The organism is Streptomyces sp. NPDC030165, from assembly GCF_055573595.1.
Genome location: NZ_JBVIBD010000014.1, coordinates 35932 through 52972, shown reverse-complemented (window position 1 = coordinate 52972; position 17041 = coordinate 35932). Strand labels below are relative to the sequence as shown.

Sequence of the window (17041 nt, the reverse complement as noted above, 5' to 3'; positions counted from 1 at the left end):
TCCCCCGCCCCCCGCTTCTCCTCCCCCCCCCTCCCTCCGTCCCCCCCCCCCCCCCCCCCCCCCCCCCCCCCCCCCCCCCCCCCCCCCCCCCCCCCCCCCCCCTCTCCCCGCGCCCCGGGGCGCACGTACGGGCACGCGCGGGGTGGCGGGCCCCTCTACGGGTGCCCGCTCACCCGGCCCTGAAGGAGCCGCGACAGGGACGCGTGCACGTCGTCGATCGACCGGTGCGGCTGGTAAGACTGCCAGTCCAACGCCGCCACCAGCACCATCCCGAACAGCGCGGACGCCGTCAGCGGGATGTCGATGTCCTCGCTCAGCTCGCCGTTCGCCACCGCCTCCCGCAGCACGCCTTCCACGACCGTGATCGCCCGTTCCCGCACCACCATCAGCGTCGACTGCCAGGCCCGGTTCGTGCGCCACAGCTCGGCGACGTACAGCTGGGTCAGCGCCGGATAGCGGGCGATGAAGTCCAGTCCGGCCCGGATCATCGCGTCCAGCGCGTCCACCCGGGTGCCGCCGCGGTCCGCCGAGGCGTCAGCGGCCTCCTGGAGGGAGGTGGCCAGCAGTTCGATGCCGTGCCGCAGCAACTCCTCGAAGAGTTCGTTCTTGCTCGCGAAGTTGTAGTACACGGTGCCCTTCGCGACACCCGCGCGCTCGGCGATCTCATCCACCGTCGTCGAGGAGAAGCCCTGTTCGGCGATGAGCGTGACGGCGGCCTCGAAGAGCTTGCGCCGGGTGGTCTGCCGGCGCGTGCTGGAGCTGTCCATGGGGGAGATTGTGCCGCCCCCGGCGGCCCGCGCGCTCACAGGCTCAGCTCCGGGTGGAGGTCCTTCATCCGGAGGACCTGCTTCCCGCGCGCCGCCCACGTGGTCAGCGCGAGCGCGGCCGCGGTGAAGGCGAGCAGGACGGCACCGCCCTGCCATACGGGTGCGAGGTCGCCGCCCGTGATGAGCCGCCGCAGCCCCTCGACGATGTAACTCATCGGCAGGTACGGGTGGATGGCGTTGAAGAAGCCGGGACTGGTCTGCACCGGGTACGTACCGCCCGCCGACGTCAGCTGGAGCATCAGCAGCGCCAGCACCAGGATGCGTCCCGCCGGTCCGAAGCGGGCGTTCAGCCACTGCACGATCGCCGCGAAGCAGGCCGTGGCCAGCAGCAGGAACCCGATCGTGCCGGCCGGCCGCTCCATCCGGAGGCCGAGCCCGTAGTGCAGGACGGACATCAGCGCCGCCGTCTGGAGCATTCCGAGGGCGAACACCGGCAGCCACCCGGAGACCGCGATCCGCCAGGCGGCCGCGCCCATGGCGAGCGCGCGCCGGTTGAGCGGCGGGATCAGCATGTAGGCGACCATCGCGCCGACCCACAGGGAGAGCGGGATGAAGTACGGGGCGAAGCCGGTGCCGTAGTTGGGCGCGCGGTGCGCCGCGTGAGAGGCGAGCTGTACCGGATCGGACATCACCCGTGTACGGGCGTCCCGGTCCTCCTTGCCGTAATCGGGGATCTGCCGCACGCCGTCGTGCAGCCCGCCCGCCAGCTTCTGGGAACCGTCGGAGAGCTTGAACATGCCGCCGTACAGGGTCTGCGCACCGTCCTTCAGTTCACCGACACCCTGGTCCAGGTCGTCCGCTCCGGACGCGGCGCGGCCGGCGCCCTCGTGCAGCTCGCGGGCCCCGTCGGCCGCCTGTCCCGCACCGTCCGCCAGCTTCCCGGTCCCGGCGGCCAGCTTGCCGGCGCCCGCGGAGACCTGGTGGGCGCCCGCGTTGAGCTGGTTGATCTTCGCGACCGCGGCGTCCATGTCGGCCCCGAGGGTCGGGCCACGCCGCGCCAGGTCGCCCGCGAGCCGGTGCAGCGTGCCGAGGTCGCGGCCGAGCTGGTCGAGGTTCTTCTGGTCGTGCACGTAGCCGCTGATCTCCTCGGCCTTGGCCGCGGCGGCGGCCGCCTGCTCCGTGAGCTGCTTCAGTTCGGCGCAGGAGGCGTCGGGCCGCGCGGTGTTCCCGCACCGCTGCCGGTAGAACGCCGTGAGGTGATCGGACATGCCCCGGGAGAGCCGGGCGCCCGCGTCGGCCGCGCGCGGCAGCTTGTCCAGGTTGTCGCGTACGGCCTGGGAGCCGTCGGCGACCACCTGGGCGACCCGGCCGATCTCCTTGCCGTGCGCCCGCACGAAGGGCCCGACCTCGGCCACCACGCCGTTGACCTTGTCGGCCAGCTGCTGGGTGCCCTGGGCGACCTGGCCGGCCCCGGAGGCCAGCCGGTCCGCGCCGCGGGACGCGGCGGACGCGCCCTTGGAGAGGTCGGCGGTGCCCGCGGAGAGCCGGCCGGCGCCGGCGTCGAGGTCCTTCAGGCCGGCGGCCAGTGTGCCGCTGCCGTTCTTCGCCGTACCCAGCCCGTCCTTGAGCCTGCCGGTGCCGTCCTGGGCCTGTCCGATGCCGTCCTTGAGCTTGCCGGCACCGTCCGCGGCCTCCTGCGTCTTGTCGTGCAGGGTGGAGAAGGAGACGAAGATGTTGTCGTAGAAGCTGCGGGAGGACTTCACCGAGGCCGCCGAGCGCACCTCGGAGAAGACCGTGCGGGAGATCTGCCCGACGATGTAGTTGTTGGCGTCGTTCGTGCGGACCCGGAGGGCGCCGGTCTCCGGGTGGTCGCCCGCACTGGACGCGATCCGCTTGCTGAAGTCCTTCGGGACGGTCAGCGACAGGTAGTACGTGCCGTCCTCGACGCCCCGGCCGGCCTCCTGGGCACTCACCTCGTGCCAGTCGAAGGTGTGGCTGTCGCGCAGGCCGTCGACGATGCTGTCCCCGGCCGTGATCTTCTTGCCCTTGGCCTCGGCGCCCGCGTCCTCGTTGACGAGTGCGACGGGGATCTTGTCCAGGCGCCCGTACGGGTCCCAGAAGGAGAACAGGTACAGCGCGCCGTACAGGAGCGGCAGCAGGAGCAGGGCGATCAGCGCCGCCATCGGCAGCTTGCCCCTCCCGAACCGCTTCAGCTCAAGCGCGGCCAGCCTCGGCGAGCGCATCCGCCGCCCCCTTCCCGTCGTCGCGGGTGCCCGTGCCGTCGCTGCCGCGGGCGGCTTCCGCGCTCCTCGCGCTCGGGCGCGGGGCGGTACGCACCACGACCGCGCCGTCCGGCGCCTGGCTGCACACCGCGAGTACGGTCGTCCCGGCCTCCGTCAGGGCGCGCAGCGTCGCCCAGACGCCCGCGCGTCCGGCGTCGGAGAGCTTCATGTCGGTGTCGTCGACGGCGAGCAGGCGGGGCCGCCCGATCAGCGCCAGGGCGATCGACAGGCGCAGCACCTCCGCCCGCTCCAGGTCGCGTACGGATGTCCGGTCGCCCTTGGGCAGGGTGTCCAGGTCCAGACCGGCCGCCTCCAGGGCCGCGTCGATACGGGCGCGGGCCGCTGCGGTACGCTCCCGGCGCGGCCGCAGCAGCGCGCTGGGGGTGCCTCCCAGAGGGAGCCGGGGGAGGGGCGCGAACCGGCGCTCCAGCAGGGTACGTTCACGCAGGTGCTCGGCCACGGTCAGCGCGGGTTCGAGGTCGGTGACACCGGGTACGTGCGCAAGAGCGGTGACCGCTCGTACCGCCGCCTTCTTCTTCGGCAGCGGCAGGCCCGCGACCTCGGCCGTACCGGCGGTGGTCGCCATCCGGCCGGTGAGCGCGAGCAGCAGGCAGGTACGTCCGGAGCCGGACGGCCCTTCCACGGCGATCAGCGAACCCGGCCGCGCCGCGAGGCCGACGTCCCGGAAGGCCCAGCCGCGCGGGCCCTGGAGGCCGTATCCCGTGGCGGTGACGGCCGCGCCGTGCGGGGTGTCGTGCACGATCCCCTCCTTTGAACTGACCAGTCAGTTCAAAAAAGTATGCGCAGCCTTGTCATGCCTCCGCAAGGGGGTCCGGAGGGTCCGCCCGCTTTCCGGCGAAAGAAAGGATCTCTGCGGATCTCCTCGCATTGCCACCGACTCCTGGGGAAAGAGCTGGTCAGAGCCGATTGTCAGTGGTGTGCCGCACGATGGCCCCATACGGTCCCGAACCGTCATGCGACGACAGGAGGTTCGTCATGGCAGCCAGTTCGGCCGCGGGCAGCTCCGCGGCGTACGGCCCTCCGGGCGATGTCCACCCCGTCCTGCGCCGGGCGGCCGCGCCGCCCGCCGCCCTCGACCTGCTCACCCAGGCACAGCGCGGCATCGACGAGGCCCGCGGCCTGGAGACCCCCAACGAGCGCTACGCCACCGCCCACCTCGCCGCGCTGCGTACGGCGGCCGCCGTCCTCGCCGTGCGCGGCCGCCCGGAGACCAGCCTCCGCCGCAGGCAGCGCATCCGCAGCGCCTGGGAGGTGCTGCCCGAAGTCGCTCCCGAACTCGCCGAATGGAGCGCCCTGTTCGCCTCCGGTGCCCAGCGCCGCGCCCGCGCCGAGGCCGGCATAGCCGGCGCGGCCGGCCCGCGCGACGCCGACGACCTGATCCGCGACGTGGCGATGTTCCTGCGCCTGGTGGAACGGATGCTCCTCCTCCAGCCGGTACTGCCGTCGCAGCGGGCGGGGTGAGGCGGCGGGGTGGGCGCGGGGCGGTGCGGGTCCTGCCGCACCAGGGGCCGCCCACCCCGCCCGGCCTGCCCTTCTCACCTGCCGGGGCGCGCACGCACCGCGGCGGGGGTACGGCGTGGGACGCAATAGGGTGGTACCCATCAGTTTCATGCCCCCGTCGAGGAGCCACCCGCCGTGTCTGACCCGCTGCGCCCACGCGCATCCCTTCGTACCGCCGTGGTCTGGGAGGTTCTCAAAGACGCCCTGGAGCGCCGGGCCGAAGCCGCCGGGCAGGAAGCCCTGGACATCCTGGACACCGGCGGCGGCACGGGCAACTTCGCCGTGCCGGTCGCCCTCCTGGGCCACCGCGTCACGGTCGTGGACCCCAGCCCCAACGCCCTGTTCGCCCTGGAGCGGCGGGCCGCCGAGGCCGGCGTCGCCGACCGGGTGCGCGCGGTGCAGGGCGACGCCCACGGGCTGTTCGACGTGGTCGAGCCCGGTGGGTACGACGCCGTGCTCTGCCACGGTGTGCTGGAGTACGTGGACGACCCGGCCGAGGGGGTGCGCAACGCGGTGGGCGCGCTGCGCCCGGCCGGCACCCTGAGCCTGCTCGCGGCCGGCCTCGGCGGCGCCGTCCTGGCCCGCGCCCTGGCGGGTCACTTCACCGAGGCCAGGAACGCCCTGGCGGACCCGGCGGGCCGCTGGGGCGACGGGGACCCGGTGCCCCGGCGCTTCACCGCCGAGCAGCTCACCGGCCTGGTCTCGGACACCGGCCTGAAGGTCGGCGCCGTACACGGCGTACGGATCTTCGCCGACCTGGTGCCCGGCGTGCTCGTGGACACCGAGCCCGGCGCCATGGACGCCCTGCTCAAACTGGAGGCAGCCGCCGCCGAGCAGCCCGCCTTCCACTCGGTCGCCACCCAGCTGCACGTGCTCGCCGAGCGCGGCTGACGCACCGGCCCGCTCTTCCGGCACGTGCAGTCGGCCACAGGCCACCCGATCAGCCGCTTCGCCCCGTATGATCGGGGTACAGCGTCCGGCATGACGGATCGGCGGGTGGGGAATGCAGGCTGCAAGCACCACCGACCGCCGTGGCGGCCCGGACAGTGAATTGGCGTAGAGGGGCGGGTTTCACGGGGGCGATTCCCTGCCTATCCTGAAAGGGTCGCACCCGGTCGCCCCCCGCGACCGACGAGTAGGAGGACTCCGTGCCGCTCTCGGAGCACGAGCAGCGAATGCTCGAGCAAATGGAGCGAGCGCTGTACGCCGAAGATCCCAAGTTCGCGACAGCGCTTGAGGGAAGCGGGCTGCGTACGTACACCCGGCGACGGGTCTACCAAGCGGTCGCGGGCTTCCTGGTAGGTATCGCGCTCCTCATGGCCGGAATGGTCGCACAGCAGATCTGGGTCAGCGTGGTGGGCTTCCTCGTCATGCTGGGCTGCGCGGTGCTCGCGGTCACCGGATGGCGCAAGGCCCCCAAGCCGGGCGAGCAGCAGGCCACGGCAGACGGCCGTGCGGGCTCCGGCGGCACACCCGCCCGCCGTCAGGCCAGGCAGCGCCGCTCGATGATGGACCGGATCGAGAGCCGCTGGCAGCGCCGCCGCGACGAACAGGGCCACTGAGCGGCCAGCGGACCTCCTCCTCGTCCGCGTCCCCACCGCACCGACGCGGCCGTCCGATTCCGGACGGCCGCTTTGCTTATCCGGACCGAGGCGCCAGGGTACGGCCGGCCCCGCCGTTCGCCTTCACTCTTTGCGGCTGCGAGAGCGAAACCGGACATTCTCTCCGCCGTTCTGCGGTGCTCCCGCTCTGCTCTGCTCCGCTACCGGCCTGCCCCCGTTGTGTTCGGTCCTGCCGCGTCCTGCCCTGCCGCGTCCGGCGCCCTGGGGCCTGACGGGCCCGACGGAGCCCGACAGGGCGTGTTCCGGCGTCGGTGACTCAGGCCCCGGCACATCCGGCAACTCCGGGCCGCCGAGCCCCCGACCCGTCCGCCCGCGTCACGCCAGCCGTCCGCCCGCAGCGCGGCGGCGGGGCCGGCGGCTCTACGTCCTCTCGCGCGACAACCGCAGCACCCCGGCCACGCGGCGTACCGCGGCGGCCGGTCGGCCGGCCGTGCAGCGGGTCACGAAGGCTGACCAGCGGGACGAGAGAGTCCACAGGGCCCGGGCGGCCGAGCGCGGGGCCAGGAGCGCGCGCAGGCGCAGACGCCGGGACGCGGCGCTCCGCAGGCCGGTACGGACGCGGCGCACCTCGTCGGCGAGGCCCGGTGCCGGGCGCGGGTCCGGTGCGTAGAGAACCTGTTCCACCGAGGCCGCGACGCGGTGGGCCGCGTCCGCCGCCGCGCCGTGCAGCTCACCTATGCGTACGATGCGCTCCGCCGCCTTGCGCGGGGTCAGCGAGTCGTCCGGCAGGATGCCGTAGTCCCAGCCGGAGTCGATCAGCTCCCGCCAGGCCGCGAGCGTACGCGCGGTGCCGTACGGCCCGGGAGGCGCGCTGCCCGGCGGCGCCGCCGGCCCGCTGGAGCCCCGGGCGGAGCCGGGCGCCTCCGGGTGGGCGGTGAGCGGGTGCGCCGGGCCGTCCCGGCCCGGGCGGCTGCCGCGCAGACGCCGGGAGCGGGCCCGCAGCCGCCACAGCAGCGGCAGCACCGGCACCAGGAGCAGGACCAGCACACCGACGGTGGCGGCCGTGACGGCCCAGGGCGAGGGGCTGTCGTCGGCCGGGCCGCTCGCCGACTGCGCGGACGGCGTCCAGCAGGGGCCGACGCGCCGCTCGGCGGGGGCGCAGCTCTGCGAGGGCGACGGCCCCACGGGCGCAGCCGCCGAACGTGACGGCTGCGGCGCCGGGGCGTTCGTCCCGCCGGTGGACGGGGTGTCGGCGAGGGTGTAGTCGGGCGGCGTGCCACGGCTCGGTGTCGGCTCGAAGCGCGTCCAGCCCGTGCCCTCGAAGTACAGCTCGGGCCAGGCGTGGGCGTCCTTGAGGCCCACCGAGGTCGAGCCGTCGCTCTGCCGGGTGCCGGGGGTGAAGCCGACCGCGACCCGGGCCGGTATGCCCAGCGTGCGTGCCATCGCCGCCATCGAGAAGGCGAAGTGCACGCAGAAGCCCTCCTTCTGCTCCAGGAACCGGGCGATGGCTTCGGCGCCGCTGCCGGCCTGTACCTCCGTGTTGTAGGTGAAGCCGCCGTCGAGCGAGAACCAGTCCTGGAGGCGGACCGCCTTGTCGTACGCCGACCTGGCGTCCCGCGTCACCTGCCGCGCGGTCTCGCGCACCACCGGGGGCAGCGAGTCCGGCACCTTGGTGTACTCCCGGGCCAGTTCGGCGGGCGGCGCGGGCGACGCGTCGAGCTGCCGGGCGGTGGGCCGCACCAGCAGGCTCTCGACCTGGTACTGCACGCCGCGGGTGTTCTGCCCGCGGTCACCGACCAGCGTGCGGCCCTCCGGTTCGAAGCGCCAGCGCCCGCCGATGTCCACGCGGGAGGCGGGGTAGGGCAGCGGCAGCCAGTTCTGGGCGTACCAAGGAGCGGTGGAGATGGAGGTGTTGACGGTGGTGACGTCCACCTTGGGGCTCAGGCCCGCGGGGTCGGGCAGCCGGTCGGGCACGTCCTTGACGGCGCGCTCGGACGGCTTCCACGCCGTACCGTCGAACTGGTCGAGCGCGACGATCCGCAGATACAGGTCGCGGGTGTCCGAAGCGGTGGTGCGGTAGTTGAGGACCTGCCGGTCCTCCGGCTGGTTCAGGCTGTTCTGCAGGGACACCAGCGGATTCACCGCGGAGATCGTGCCGCCGCCCGGCCCGCGGCCGGCCACGGCCGGGCCGAGCAGCCCGCCGCCGAGGGAGGGCAGCACCGCGGGCACCACCAGGGCGACCCCCAGCACCAGCGCGCCGATCCGGCGGCCCGTACGGACCGGGGCGTACGCCGGTCCGCCCGCGGCGGAGGCGTAACTCTGCCCCTTGGCGACCCGGGGCCGCCCGGCACCGGAAGGCCGGCCGCCGAACACCCGGCCCCACTGCGCGAGCCGGTCCCGGCCCTCGGCCAGGAGCAGCAGCAGATAGCCGGCTCCCGCGAGCAGGAACCACAGCCAGCCCGCGCCGCCCTGGGAGAGACCCGCCGCCACCGAATACAGCGCGAGCAGCGGCAGTCCGGCGGGCGCCGCGCTGCGGTACGTCACGGCCAGCGCGTCCACCACGAGGCCGACCACCAGCACCCCGCCGACCAGGAGCAGGCGGATGCCCGCCGTCACCGGCGCCGGTATGGCATAGCGGCTGACGTCGGCGACGCCCTCCTGCGTCAGCTCGCCGAGCTCCCGGAACACGTCGGGGCCCGGCAGCACCCCGGCGATCGCCTCGTCGTGCGCGAAGAGCACGGTGAGCAGCAGCAGCGCCACCACGGCCTGCGCCACGACGGTCAGCGGCCGGGCCAGCGGCACCCGGCGGGCCAGCGCGCCCGCCGCGGACACGATCACCAGCAGGACGACCGCCTGCATCATCCAGCCGACCGGCTCCACCAGTGGCAGCAGCGCGCTGGACGCGCACAACGTCGCCACCGCCGCGCACACCGTCAGCCGCGCCCGTCCGCTCATGTCACCGCTCCGCTTCCCGGTGCCGCCACCGGCCCGGCAGCCCCGAAACCCGGGGAAGCCTCACCTGCCGCGGCGGAACCACCGTCGGCCGAGGGGCCTTGCCGTACTCCGGCCGCCCGGTCCGCCTGCCGCCACAGCGCCGCCAGCGAATCGCCCGGCGACACCGGCAGCGCCTTCCAACCCGCCTCACGGAGCATCCGCAGGCGCTCGCCGAGCCGCGACCCTGCCGCGCCGCCCCCGGCACGCGGCCCGTCGGCACCCCGCGACCACGCGTCGCTGTCCAGGACGAACGCGACCGCCGTCCCGCTGCGCTGCCGCATCCGCCCGGCCACCGCGGCCTGTTCTTCGTCCAGGTCGCCGAAGAAGGCGACCAGCAATCCCTCGTTGCCGCGGCGCAGCACGTCGTACGCCCGGGCCAGGCCCGGTTCGGCGGAGTGCTCCACCACGGCGAGGGTGTCCAGCAGCAGCCCGGCGGTGTCGGCGGACTCGGCGCCGCCCGCCCAGCCACCGGCCCCGTCAGGACCCGGTACGGACGTGCCCGTGTCGGTCAGGAAGCGCACCGAGAAGCCGCGCTCCAGCAGGTGGACCGCCGCCGACGCGACGCCCGACACCGCCCATTCGAACGCCGAGTCGGGGCCGGAGCCCTGGTGGGCCGAGCGCCGCGTGTCCAGGAGGACCGTGCAGCGCGCCTTCTGCGGCTGCTCCTCCCGGCGGACCATCAGCTCGCCGTAGCGCGCGGTGGAGCGCCAGTGGACGCGGCGCAGGTCGTCGCCGTGGCGGTAGCCGCGGGGGATGACGTCGTCCTCGCCGGCCAGCGCGAGCGCGCGCCGGCGCCCGTCGCCGTGCCCGGAAGCCTCGCCCGCGAGCCGCGCCGGCGGCAGCGGCTCGACCCGCGGCACCACCGTCAGGGTGTCCTGGTCGCTGAAGGAACGGGTCAGCTCGCACATGCCGAACGGGTCGGACAGCCGCAGTTGCAACGGACCCAGCGGATACCGTCCGCGCAGGTCGGAACGGACCCGGTAGGACACCTCACGGCGGCCGCCCGCCTCCACCCGGTCCAGCACGAACCGCGGCCGCGGCCCGAGCACGTACGGCACCCGGTCCTGGAGCATCAGCACACCGGTGGGCAGCCGGGAGACGTTCTCCACCCGCAGCAGCACCCGTGACTCGGCGGTGGCCGGCACCCGGGCGGGGGAGAGGGTCCGGCTGCCCGCGACCCGGTAGCGGGTGCGGTGCAGCACGACCGCGCACACCAGGGGCAGCGCGGCCAGCAGCAGCCCGACCCGGAGCAGGTCCGTCTGCCCGAGGGCGTACGCGCACACGGCGGCCGCCACGCCCGCTGCCAGGAAGGACCGGCCGCGCGTCGTCAGCCCCGCGAATGCGGCCCGCAGCCCGCCACGCTCCGGCGGCTCCTCGATCCCCCCGGCCGTCATCAGTACCCCCGGACGCCGGGCGGCTGCTGCGCGTGCGGACGGGGCCACTGCGGCGCCGAGGGGTCGGGCACCGGCGTGCGGCGCAGGATCTCGACGACGACCTGCTCGGCCGTGCGGCGGTTCAACTGGGCCTGAGCGGTCGGCAGCAGCCGGTGCGCCAGCACCGCCACCGCGAGCGTCTGCACGTCGTCGGGGAGGGCGTATTCCCGGCCGGCCAGCGCGGCCGCGGCCTTCGCCGCGCGCAGCAGATGCAGCGTGGCCCGCGGCGAGGCGCCCAGCCGCAGGTCGGGGTGGTTACGGGTGGCGGCCACCAGGTCCACCGCGTATCTGCGGACCGGTTCGGCGACGTGCACCGCGCGCACCGCGTCGATCAGCTTCAGTATCTCGTCGGCGTGCGCGACCGGCTGTAGCTCCTCCAGAGGCGAGGCGGCGCCGTGCACGTCCAGCATCTGCAGCTCGGCGTCCGGGCTCGGATACCCGATCGAGACCCGCGCCATGAAGCGGTCCCGCTGCGCCTCCGGGAGGGGGTAGGTGCCCTCCATCTCGATCGGGTTCTGGGTGGCGACGACCATGAAGGGCGCGGGCAGCTCGTAGGTCTGCCCGTCCATCGTGACCTGGCGCTCCTCCATCGACTCCAGCAGCGCGGACTGGGTCTTGGGCGAGGCACGGTTGATCTCGTCACCGATCACGATCTGGGCGAAGACCGCGCCGGGCTTGAACTCGAAGTCCCGCCGCTGCTGGTCGTAGACGCTCACGCCCGTGATGTCCGACGGCAGCAGGTCGGGGGTGAACTGGATACGCCGCACCGAGCAGTCGATGGACCGGGCCAGCGCCTTGGCGAGCATCGTCTTGCCCACGCCCGGCACGTCCTCGATGAGCAGGTGGCCCTCCGCGAGCAGCACGGTCAGCGAGAGCCGCACGACCTCCGGCTTGCCCTCGATCACACCCTCCACCGACCTGCGGACCCGCTCCGCCGTGGCGGTCAGGTCCCGCCCCGCGCCCGGCTCCGCCCGCACGGGGTGACCCCCAAGGCTCGCCTGCTCGTCATAGGTCGTCACCCGGCCCTCCTCGGCCCTTTCCCCGCGCTCCGGGGAGCACGGGATACCCCATTGCGGGCGCACGTCCTCCGTACGGACCGGCCCTCCCCGCCATGTGCCGGCACGGCCGCACGGCCGTGACGACGTCACTCACGCATTCTCGCCGCCCACGCCGCTTCGCGTCATGGCCTGTGGATAACTCGCCCGCAGGGCCGCGCCACGCGGCCGCGTGACAGGACCGCGCGGCCGCGGAGCCCTGCCCCGCGGCCGCGGACCCTCCCGTGTCCCGGCGCCTACCGCGGGTCGATCTCCCGCAGCAGACCCGTCGTCACATCGAAGACGAAGCCCCGCACATCGTCCGTGTGCAGCAGGAACGGCGAGGTCCGTACCCGCTGCATGGACTGCCGGACGTCCTCGTCGAGGTCCTTGAACGCCTCGACCGCCCAGTTGGGCCGCTGTCCGACCTCGGCCGCCAGCTCGTGGCGGAAGTCCTCGGTCAGGCTCAGCAGTCCGCAGCCCGTGTGGTGGATGAGCACGACCGAGCGGGTGCCGAGCGCCCGCTGGCTGATGGTCAGGGAGCGGATGATGTCGTCGGTGACGACGCCGCCCGCGTTGCGGATGGTGTGGCAGTCGCCCAGCTCCAGGCCCAGCGCGTCGTGGAGGTCCAGGCGCGCGTCCATGCACGCCACGACGGCGACCTTGAGGACGGGCCGGGCGTCCATGCCCGGGTCGGTGAAGGCGGCGGCGTACTTCTTGTTGGCCTCTACGAGGCGGTCGGTGACCGTGCCGCCCGTGGGGGCCACGGCGCTGTCGACGGACGGGGGCAGCGGCTGCGAGGCAGGTATCGACATGGCAACACGGTAAGGGGCACCGGCCGGTAAGGCGGCACGTCGGGACGGGCATAGGGGGGCACTGGGGTGTCTTGTGAGGTTTTCCACACGCCCCCGCCGGCTGCCGCCGATCGGGTGAAAGCGGCCTTTTCGCCCGTGCCGCGGGCCCGGCCCGCCCCGTCCCACGGCTCTCCGGAGCCATTCGAGAACGCGCCGAAAACACCCGGACGGCCGGTGCGGGACGCGCGGAACCGGTTGATTGACCCCGCGCGGCAGTGGACTAAAGTGGCGCGAAGTGGGAGGCGTGACGCTCTCCTTGGATCCCGAATCTTTCACGTGCGATCTGCACGTACGGCTCGGCCTCCTCCCGCTCCAGCCGGTCCGCCGACGGCACTTCCCCGTCGTCGGAGGGCCACTTCCCCTTCAGAGCGGGCGGGGACCAAGCGGTACGTGCGGCATTCCCCCAGCCAGCGGCCGGGGGGACCCACCTGCCGCCCACCCCATCGGAAGGCGCATGAGCAGCAACGATCGCCACGTACCCGTCATGCTCCAGCGGTGTCTGGACATGCTCGCCCCCGCGCTCGCCGAGCCCGGCGCGGTCGTCGTCGACTGCACCCTCGGCCTCGGAGGGCACAGCGAGGCGCTGCTCGCCACGTTCCCGGCAGCGCGTCTGATCGCCCTCGACCGCGACCCGGCCGCGCTGAAGCTGGCGGGGGAGCGCCTGGCGCCCTACGGGGACCGCGCCACCCTCGTGCACGCCGTGTACGACGAGCTGCCGCAGGTCCTGGACCGCCTCGGCGTCCCGCGCGTCCAGGGCGTCCTGTTCGACCTCGGCGTCTCCTCGATGCAGCTCGACGAGGCCGACCGCGGCTTCGCGTACGCCCAGGACGCGCCGCTGGACATGCGCATGGACCAGACGACCGGCATCAGCGCCGCCGAGGTCCTCAACACCTACCCGCCCGGCGAACTGGTCCGCATCCTGCGCGCGTACGGCGAGGAGAAGCAGGCCAAGCGGATCGTCGAGGCGGTCGTACGGGAACGCGCCAAGGAGCCCTTCACGCACAGCGCGCGCCTGGTGGACCTGATCCGCGACGCCTTGCCGCAGGCCGCCAAGCGCACCGGCGGCAACCCCGCCAAGCGCACGTTCCAGGCGCTGCGCATCGAGGTCAACGCCGAACTGGCCGCCGTGGAGAGCGCCGTACCGGCCGCCGTACGGGCCCTCGCGGTCGGCGGCCGGATCGCCGTGCTGTCGTACCAGTCGCTGGAGGACCGGATCGTCAAGCAGGTCTTCGCGGCGGGCGCGGCCAACACCGCGCCGCCCGGCCTGCCGGTCGTCCCCGAGCAGTACCAGCCGCGCCTGAAGCTGCTCACCCGCGGCGCCGAGCTGCCGACCGAGGAGGAGATCGCCGAGAACCGGCGCGCGGCCCCCGCCCGGCTGCGCGGCGTCGAGCGCATCCGCGAGGACATCGCGTGAACCGGCCGGGGCGGACGCGTTCGGGGCCGGGACGGCTCTCGGGCCTCTTCGCCCCCGGAACGGGGGGTACGCCGGCGCGTACGCCGTTCGTGCTCCTCGTGGTGGTTCTGCTCGGCTCCGGCCTGATCACGCTGCTGCTGCTCAATTCCGCGCTCAACCAGGGCTCCTTCGAACTGAGCAAGCTGGAGAAGCGGACCAACGAGCTGACGGACGAGCAGCAGGCGCTCCAGCAGGAGGTGGACGCCTACTCGGCGCCGGGCGCGCTGGACAGGCGCGCCCGCGAGCTGGGCATGGTCCCGGGCGGCAGTCCGGCGTTCCTGGAGCCGGACGGCACGGTACGCGGCAAGCCGAGCGCGGCCCCGGGCGGCGCGGGGCCGATGAGCGCGCGCACCCCGGCGCGGATCACCCTGCCGGGTCCCCGGCCGGCGCCGGGCCACGCCGCCGGACCGGCCACCGGCCCCCGGCCGTCCGCCGGGCCGAAGCCGCAGGCCGCGCCCGTCGTGCCCACCGTCCCGGACCCGCGGCTGCCCGGCCGCCCGCTGCCCGACCACCCGATGCCCGCGCTCTCCGCACCCGGCCGCCCCCTGCCGGGCGCACCGCGCGCCGGCGGCCGGACGACGGCCGGGCCCGCGCGCCCGGCCCCCGGCTCCGCTCCGACGACTTCCGGCAGGTGACCGTGCCGTACGAGACCACCGAAGCCCTGTCAGGGGCCGCTTCCGGGCCCGTGACGGCATCCGTCGGCCCCGCGTCCGCGGCTGCCTCCGGGCGGGAACCCCTCACCCGTACGACCGCACCGGAGGAGGACGCCGCATGAGCGACCCCAAGGGTCCGCGGTCCGGCAGCGGCTCCGGATCCGGCCCGAAGACTCCGGCCTCGAAGAGCCCTGGAGCGAAGAGCCCGGCCTCGAAGGGCACGCCCTCGAAGGGCACGCCCTCGAAGGGCACGCCCTCGAAGGGCTCAGCCTCGAAGAGCGCGGCCTCCAAGGCCACGGGAGCCAAGAGCCCGGCCCCGAAGAACCCCGGCCCGAACGGCCCGAACGGCTCGAAAGGCTCAGGAGCGCAGGGTTCCGGACCGGCCGGCTCCGGCACCACCAGTTCCAGAAGCCCCAGCAGCCCCGGCTCCAAGCCGTCCGCCACCAAGGCGCCCGCAGCCAAGGCATCCACCGCCAAGCCGTCCACCGCCAAGACGCCCGGCTCCGCCGACCCCCGCCGCCGCGTCCCCCGCCCCACCCCGGCCGGCGGCCGCACCGGCACCGGCCGGCCCCGTGGCGGCCCGGCCCAGAGCCGCCCCGCCGCCGCGCGCCCCGGCACCACCAAGCGCGCCCCCGGCCGCCGCACGCCGACCCTGCGCCTCGGCAGCCCGCGCCCCCGGCTGCGCCTGGTCTCCCTCGGCCTGGCCCTGATCCTGCTGGTCTTCGTCGTCCGGCTGTTCCAGGTGCAGGCCGTGGACGCCGGCGCGTACGCGGCCAAGGCCAACGTCAACCGGTACGTCCCGGTCAAGCTGGCCGCAGAGCGCGGCGCGATCACCGACCGGGACGGCGTGGACCTGGCGACCACGGTCGACGCGTACGACATCACCGCCGACCCCAGCCTGCTCGCGCCCGACAAGATCAAGATCCAGGACGCGCCGCAGCGGGCCGCCGCCCTGCTCGCGCCGATCCTCCACGAGGACCGGGCCGCGCTGGCCAAGAAGCTGGCCACACCCGGCTCGCGCTACGTACGGCTGTCCCGGCAGCAGACCCCCCAGGTCTGGAAGCAGATCAAGGACCTGCGCAAGGACCTGGACGCCAAGGCGGCCAAGCAGCCCAGGAACGAGCGCCGCCCCAACGTCCTGGTCGGAGTCTTCGCGGACAAGCACAGCAAGCGCGTCTACCCGAACAAGGACCTCGCCTCCGGGGTGCTCGGCTTCGTCAACAGCGAGGGCCGGGGCGGCGGCGGCCTGGAGGCCCGGCTGGACAAACAGCTGGCGGGCAAGGACGGCAAGCTGGTCTACGCCCAGTCCGGCGGACGGCGGGTGCCCACCGCGGGCACCCAGGAGCACCCGGCCGTCCCGGGCACCGATGTCGAGCTGACCCTGGACCGCGACATCCAGTGGATGGCCCAGCAGGCCATCACCCAGCAGGTCGCCGCCTCCCAGGCCGACCGGGGCTACGTCGTCGTGCAGGACACGAAGACCGGCGAGATCCTGGCCCTGGCCAACGCCCCCGGCTTCGACCCCAACGACATCTCGAAGGCCGACCCGGACGCGCTGGGCAACGCCGCCCTCACCGACGCCTTCGAACCCGGCTCCACCAGCAAACTCATGTCGATGGCCGCCGTCCTGGAGGAGGGCGTGGCGACCCCGGCCACCCGCGTCACCGTCCCCAACCGGCTGCACCGCGGCGACCGGCTCTTCTCGGACGACATCGACCACCCCACCTGGCACCTGACCCTCAACGGGGTGCTGGCCAAGTCGAGCAACATCGGCACCATCCTGGCCACCGAGCAGCTCGGCAAGACCCGCCGGGAGGCCAACCAGGTGCTCTACTCCTACCTGCGCAAGTTCGGGCTCGGACAGCCCACCGGACTCGGCTTCCCCGGCGAGACCCCGGGCCTGCTGGCCCCGCCGCAGAAGTGGAGCACCTCGCAGCAGTACACGATCCCCTTCGGGCAGGGCCTGTCGCTCAACGCCGTGCAGGCCGCCTCGGTCTACTCGGCCATCGCCAACGGCGGCGAGCGCATCGCCCCCACGCTCATAAGGGGCACCACCGGCCCGGACGGCCACTACCAGCCCGCACCGCCGCCGCGCAAGAGCCGGGTCGTGAGCGAGAAGACCGCCAGGACGCTGGCCACCATGCTCGAATCGGTGGTCGACGACAAGGAGGGCACCGGTGCCAAGGCGAAGATCGACGGGTACCGGGTCGGCGGCAAGACCGGCACGTCCAACCGGGTGGACCCGAAAACCGGCCGGTACCACGGCTACACCGCCTCCTTCGCCGGGTTCGCGCCCGCCGACCAGCCCCGTATCACCGTCTACTGCGCCGTCCAGAACCCGACCAGAGGGAGCTACTTCGGCGGCCAGGTGTGCGGCCCGATCTACCAGCAGGTCATGGAGTTCGCGCTCAAGACGCTCCAGGTCCCGCCGAGCGGCGCCCAGCCCCCGCGCCTGCCCGTCACCTTCAAGCCAGGCGAATGAAAACGA

At 74.1% G+C, this 17041-nt stretch carries 13 protein-coding genes; 6 read left to right on the top strand and 7 right to left on the bottom strand.

Going from position 1 to position 17041, the window contains the following annotated elements:
- Window positions 1–155 precede the first annotated feature (155 nt).
- The 3 genes from ACZ4Z1_RS25140 to ACZ4Z1_RS25130 are packed head-to-tail and all read right to left on the bottom strand — an operon-like array spanning window position 156 to window position 3809.
- On the bottom strand, window positions 156–767 hold the full coding sequence (locus ACZ4Z1_RS25140) for a TetR/AcrR family transcriptional regulator (protein WP_468488872.1): 612 nt from the start codon (window positions 765–767) through the stop codon (window positions 156–158).
- A gap of 35 nt (window positions 768–802) precedes the next feature.
- The gene (locus tag ACZ4Z1_RS25135; RefSeq protein WP_468488871.1) at window positions 803–3010 is read right to left on the bottom strand and encodes a YhgE/Pip family protein; all 2208 of its coding nucleotides are present in this window, start codon (window positions 3008–3010) and stop codon (window positions 803–805) included.
- Complete coding sequence (locus ACZ4Z1_RS25130) at window positions 2982–3809, bottom strand: ATP-binding cassette domain-containing protein (RefSeq protein WP_468488870.1); 828 nt, start codon at window positions 3807–3809, stop codon at window positions 2982–2984. Before ACZ4Z1_RS25130 ends, ACZ4Z1_RS25135 begins: the two co-directional genes overlap by 29 nt.
- A gap of 236 nt (window positions 3810–4045) precedes the next feature.
- On the opposite strand from ACZ4Z1_RS25130, the gene ACZ4Z1_RS25125 reads away from it, so the two are divergent.
- From ACZ4Z1_RS25125 to ACZ4Z1_RS25115, 3 genes are all read left to right on the top strand, one after another.
- Window positions 4046–4531 (top strand): SAV_6107 family HEPN domain-containing protein, encoded by a 486-nt coding sequence (locus ACZ4Z1_RS25125; protein ID WP_468488869.1) that lies wholly within the window; start codon window positions 4046–4048, stop codon window positions 4529–4531.
- A 174-nt stretch (window positions 4532–4705) separates the two neighbouring features.
- Window positions 4706–5461 (top strand): methyltransferase, encoded by a 756-nt coding sequence (locus tag ACZ4Z1_RS25120; protein ID WP_468488868.1) that lies wholly within the window; start codon window positions 4706–4708, stop codon window positions 5459–5461.
- Window positions 5462–5718: 257 nt separating this feature from the next.
- Complete coding sequence (locus tag ACZ4Z1_RS25115) at window positions 5719–6132, top strand: DUF3040 domain-containing protein (RefSeq protein ID WP_468488867.1); 414 nt, start codon at window positions 5719–5721, stop codon at window positions 6130–6132.
- A gap of 420 nt (window positions 6133–6552) precedes the next feature.
- On the opposite strand, the gene ACZ4Z1_RS25110 is transcribed toward ACZ4Z1_RS25115, so the two are convergent.
- The 4 genes from ACZ4Z1_RS25110 to ACZ4Z1_RS25095 all read right to left on the bottom strand — a co-directional run bounded on the left by ACZ4Z1_RS25110 (window position 6553) and on the right by ACZ4Z1_RS25095 (window position 12408).
- Window positions 6553–9087 (bottom strand): transglutaminase TgpA family protein, encoded by a 2535-nt coding sequence (locus ACZ4Z1_RS25110; RefSeq protein WP_468488866.1) that lies wholly within the window; start codon window positions 9085–9087, stop codon window positions 6553–6555.
- The gene (locus ACZ4Z1_RS25105; protein WP_468488865.1) at window positions 9084–10520 is read right to left on the bottom strand and encodes a DUF58 domain-containing protein; all 1437 of its coding nucleotides are present in this window, start codon (window positions 10518–10520) and stop codon (window positions 9084–9086) included. Before ACZ4Z1_RS25105 ends, ACZ4Z1_RS25110 begins: the two co-directional genes overlap by 4 nt.
- Entirely contained in the window at window positions 10520–11578 is a 1059-nt protein-coding gene (locus ACZ4Z1_RS25100; RefSeq protein WP_468488864.1) for an AAA family ATPase, read from the bottom strand. The genes ACZ4Z1_RS25105 and ACZ4Z1_RS25100 overlap by 1 nt, the downstream gene beginning before the upstream one ends.
- Before the next feature lie 272 nt (window positions 11579–11850).
- Window positions 11851–12408 carry a beta-class carbonic anhydrase gene (locus ACZ4Z1_RS25095; protein WP_468488863.1) on the bottom strand — a complete coding sequence of 186 codons (558 nt, stop codon included), beginning with the start codon at window positions 12406–12408 and terminating at the stop codon, window positions 11851–11853.
- Window positions 12409–12901: 493 nt separating this feature from the next.
- Here ACZ4Z1_RS25095 and rsmH point away from each other — a divergent pair, with 493 nt between their 5' ends.
- From rsmH to ACZ4Z1_RS25080, 3 genes are all read left to right on the top strand, one after another.
- Entirely contained in the window at window positions 12902–13861 is a 960-nt protein-coding gene (rsmH, locus tag ACZ4Z1_RS25090) for a 16S rRNA (cytosine(1402)-N(4))-methyltransferase RsmH (protein ID WP_468488862.1), read from the top strand.
- Window positions 13862–13959: 98 nt separating this feature from the next.
- Complete coding sequence (gene ftsL, locus ACZ4Z1_RS25085; RefSeq protein WP_468488861.1) at window positions 13960–14535, top strand: cell division protein FtsL; 576 nt, start codon at window positions 13960–13962, stop codon at window positions 14533–14535.
- 136 nt (window positions 14536–14671) lie between these two features.
- Window positions 14672–17035, top strand: coding sequence for a peptidoglycan D,D-transpeptidase FtsI family protein (locus tag ACZ4Z1_RS25080; protein WP_468488860.1), 2364 nt, complete (start codon window positions 14672–14674; stop codon window positions 17033–17035).
- Window positions 17036–17041: the final 6 nt, after the last annotated feature.

Coding starts and splice junctions, on each gene's coding strand:
- ACZ4Z1_RS25080 (WP_468488860.1), top strand. CDS start 14,672: ATGAGCGACCCCAAGGGTCCGCGGTCCGGCAGCGGCTCCGGATCCGGC.
- ACZ4Z1_RS25105 (WP_468488865.1), bottom strand. CDS start 10,520: ATGACGGCCGGGGGGATCGAGGAGCCGCCGGAGCGTGGCGGGCTGCGG.
- ACZ4Z1_RS25125 (WP_468488869.1), top strand. CDS start 4,046: ATGGCAGCCAGTTCGGCCGCGGGCAGCTCCGCGGCGTACGGCCCTCCG.
- ACZ4Z1_RS25140 (WP_468488872.1), bottom strand. CDS start 767: ATGGACAGCTCCAGCACGCGCCGGCAGACCACCCGGCGCAAGCTCTTC.
- rsmH (WP_468488862.1), top strand. CDS start 12,902: ATGAGCAGCAACGATCGCCACGTACCCGTCATGCTCCAGCGGTGTCTG.
- ACZ4Z1_RS25095 (WP_468488863.1), bottom strand. CDS start 12,408: ATGTCGATACCTGCCTCGCAGCCGCTGCCCCCGTCCGTCGACAGCGCC.
- ACZ4Z1_RS25135 (WP_468488871.1), bottom strand. CDS start 3,010: ATGCGCTCGCCGAGGCTGGCCGCGCTTGAGCTGAAGCGGTTCGGGAGG.
- ACZ4Z1_RS25110 (WP_468488866.1), bottom strand. CDS start 9,087: ATGAGCGGACGGGCGCGGCTGACGGTGTGCGCGGCGGTGGCGACGTTG.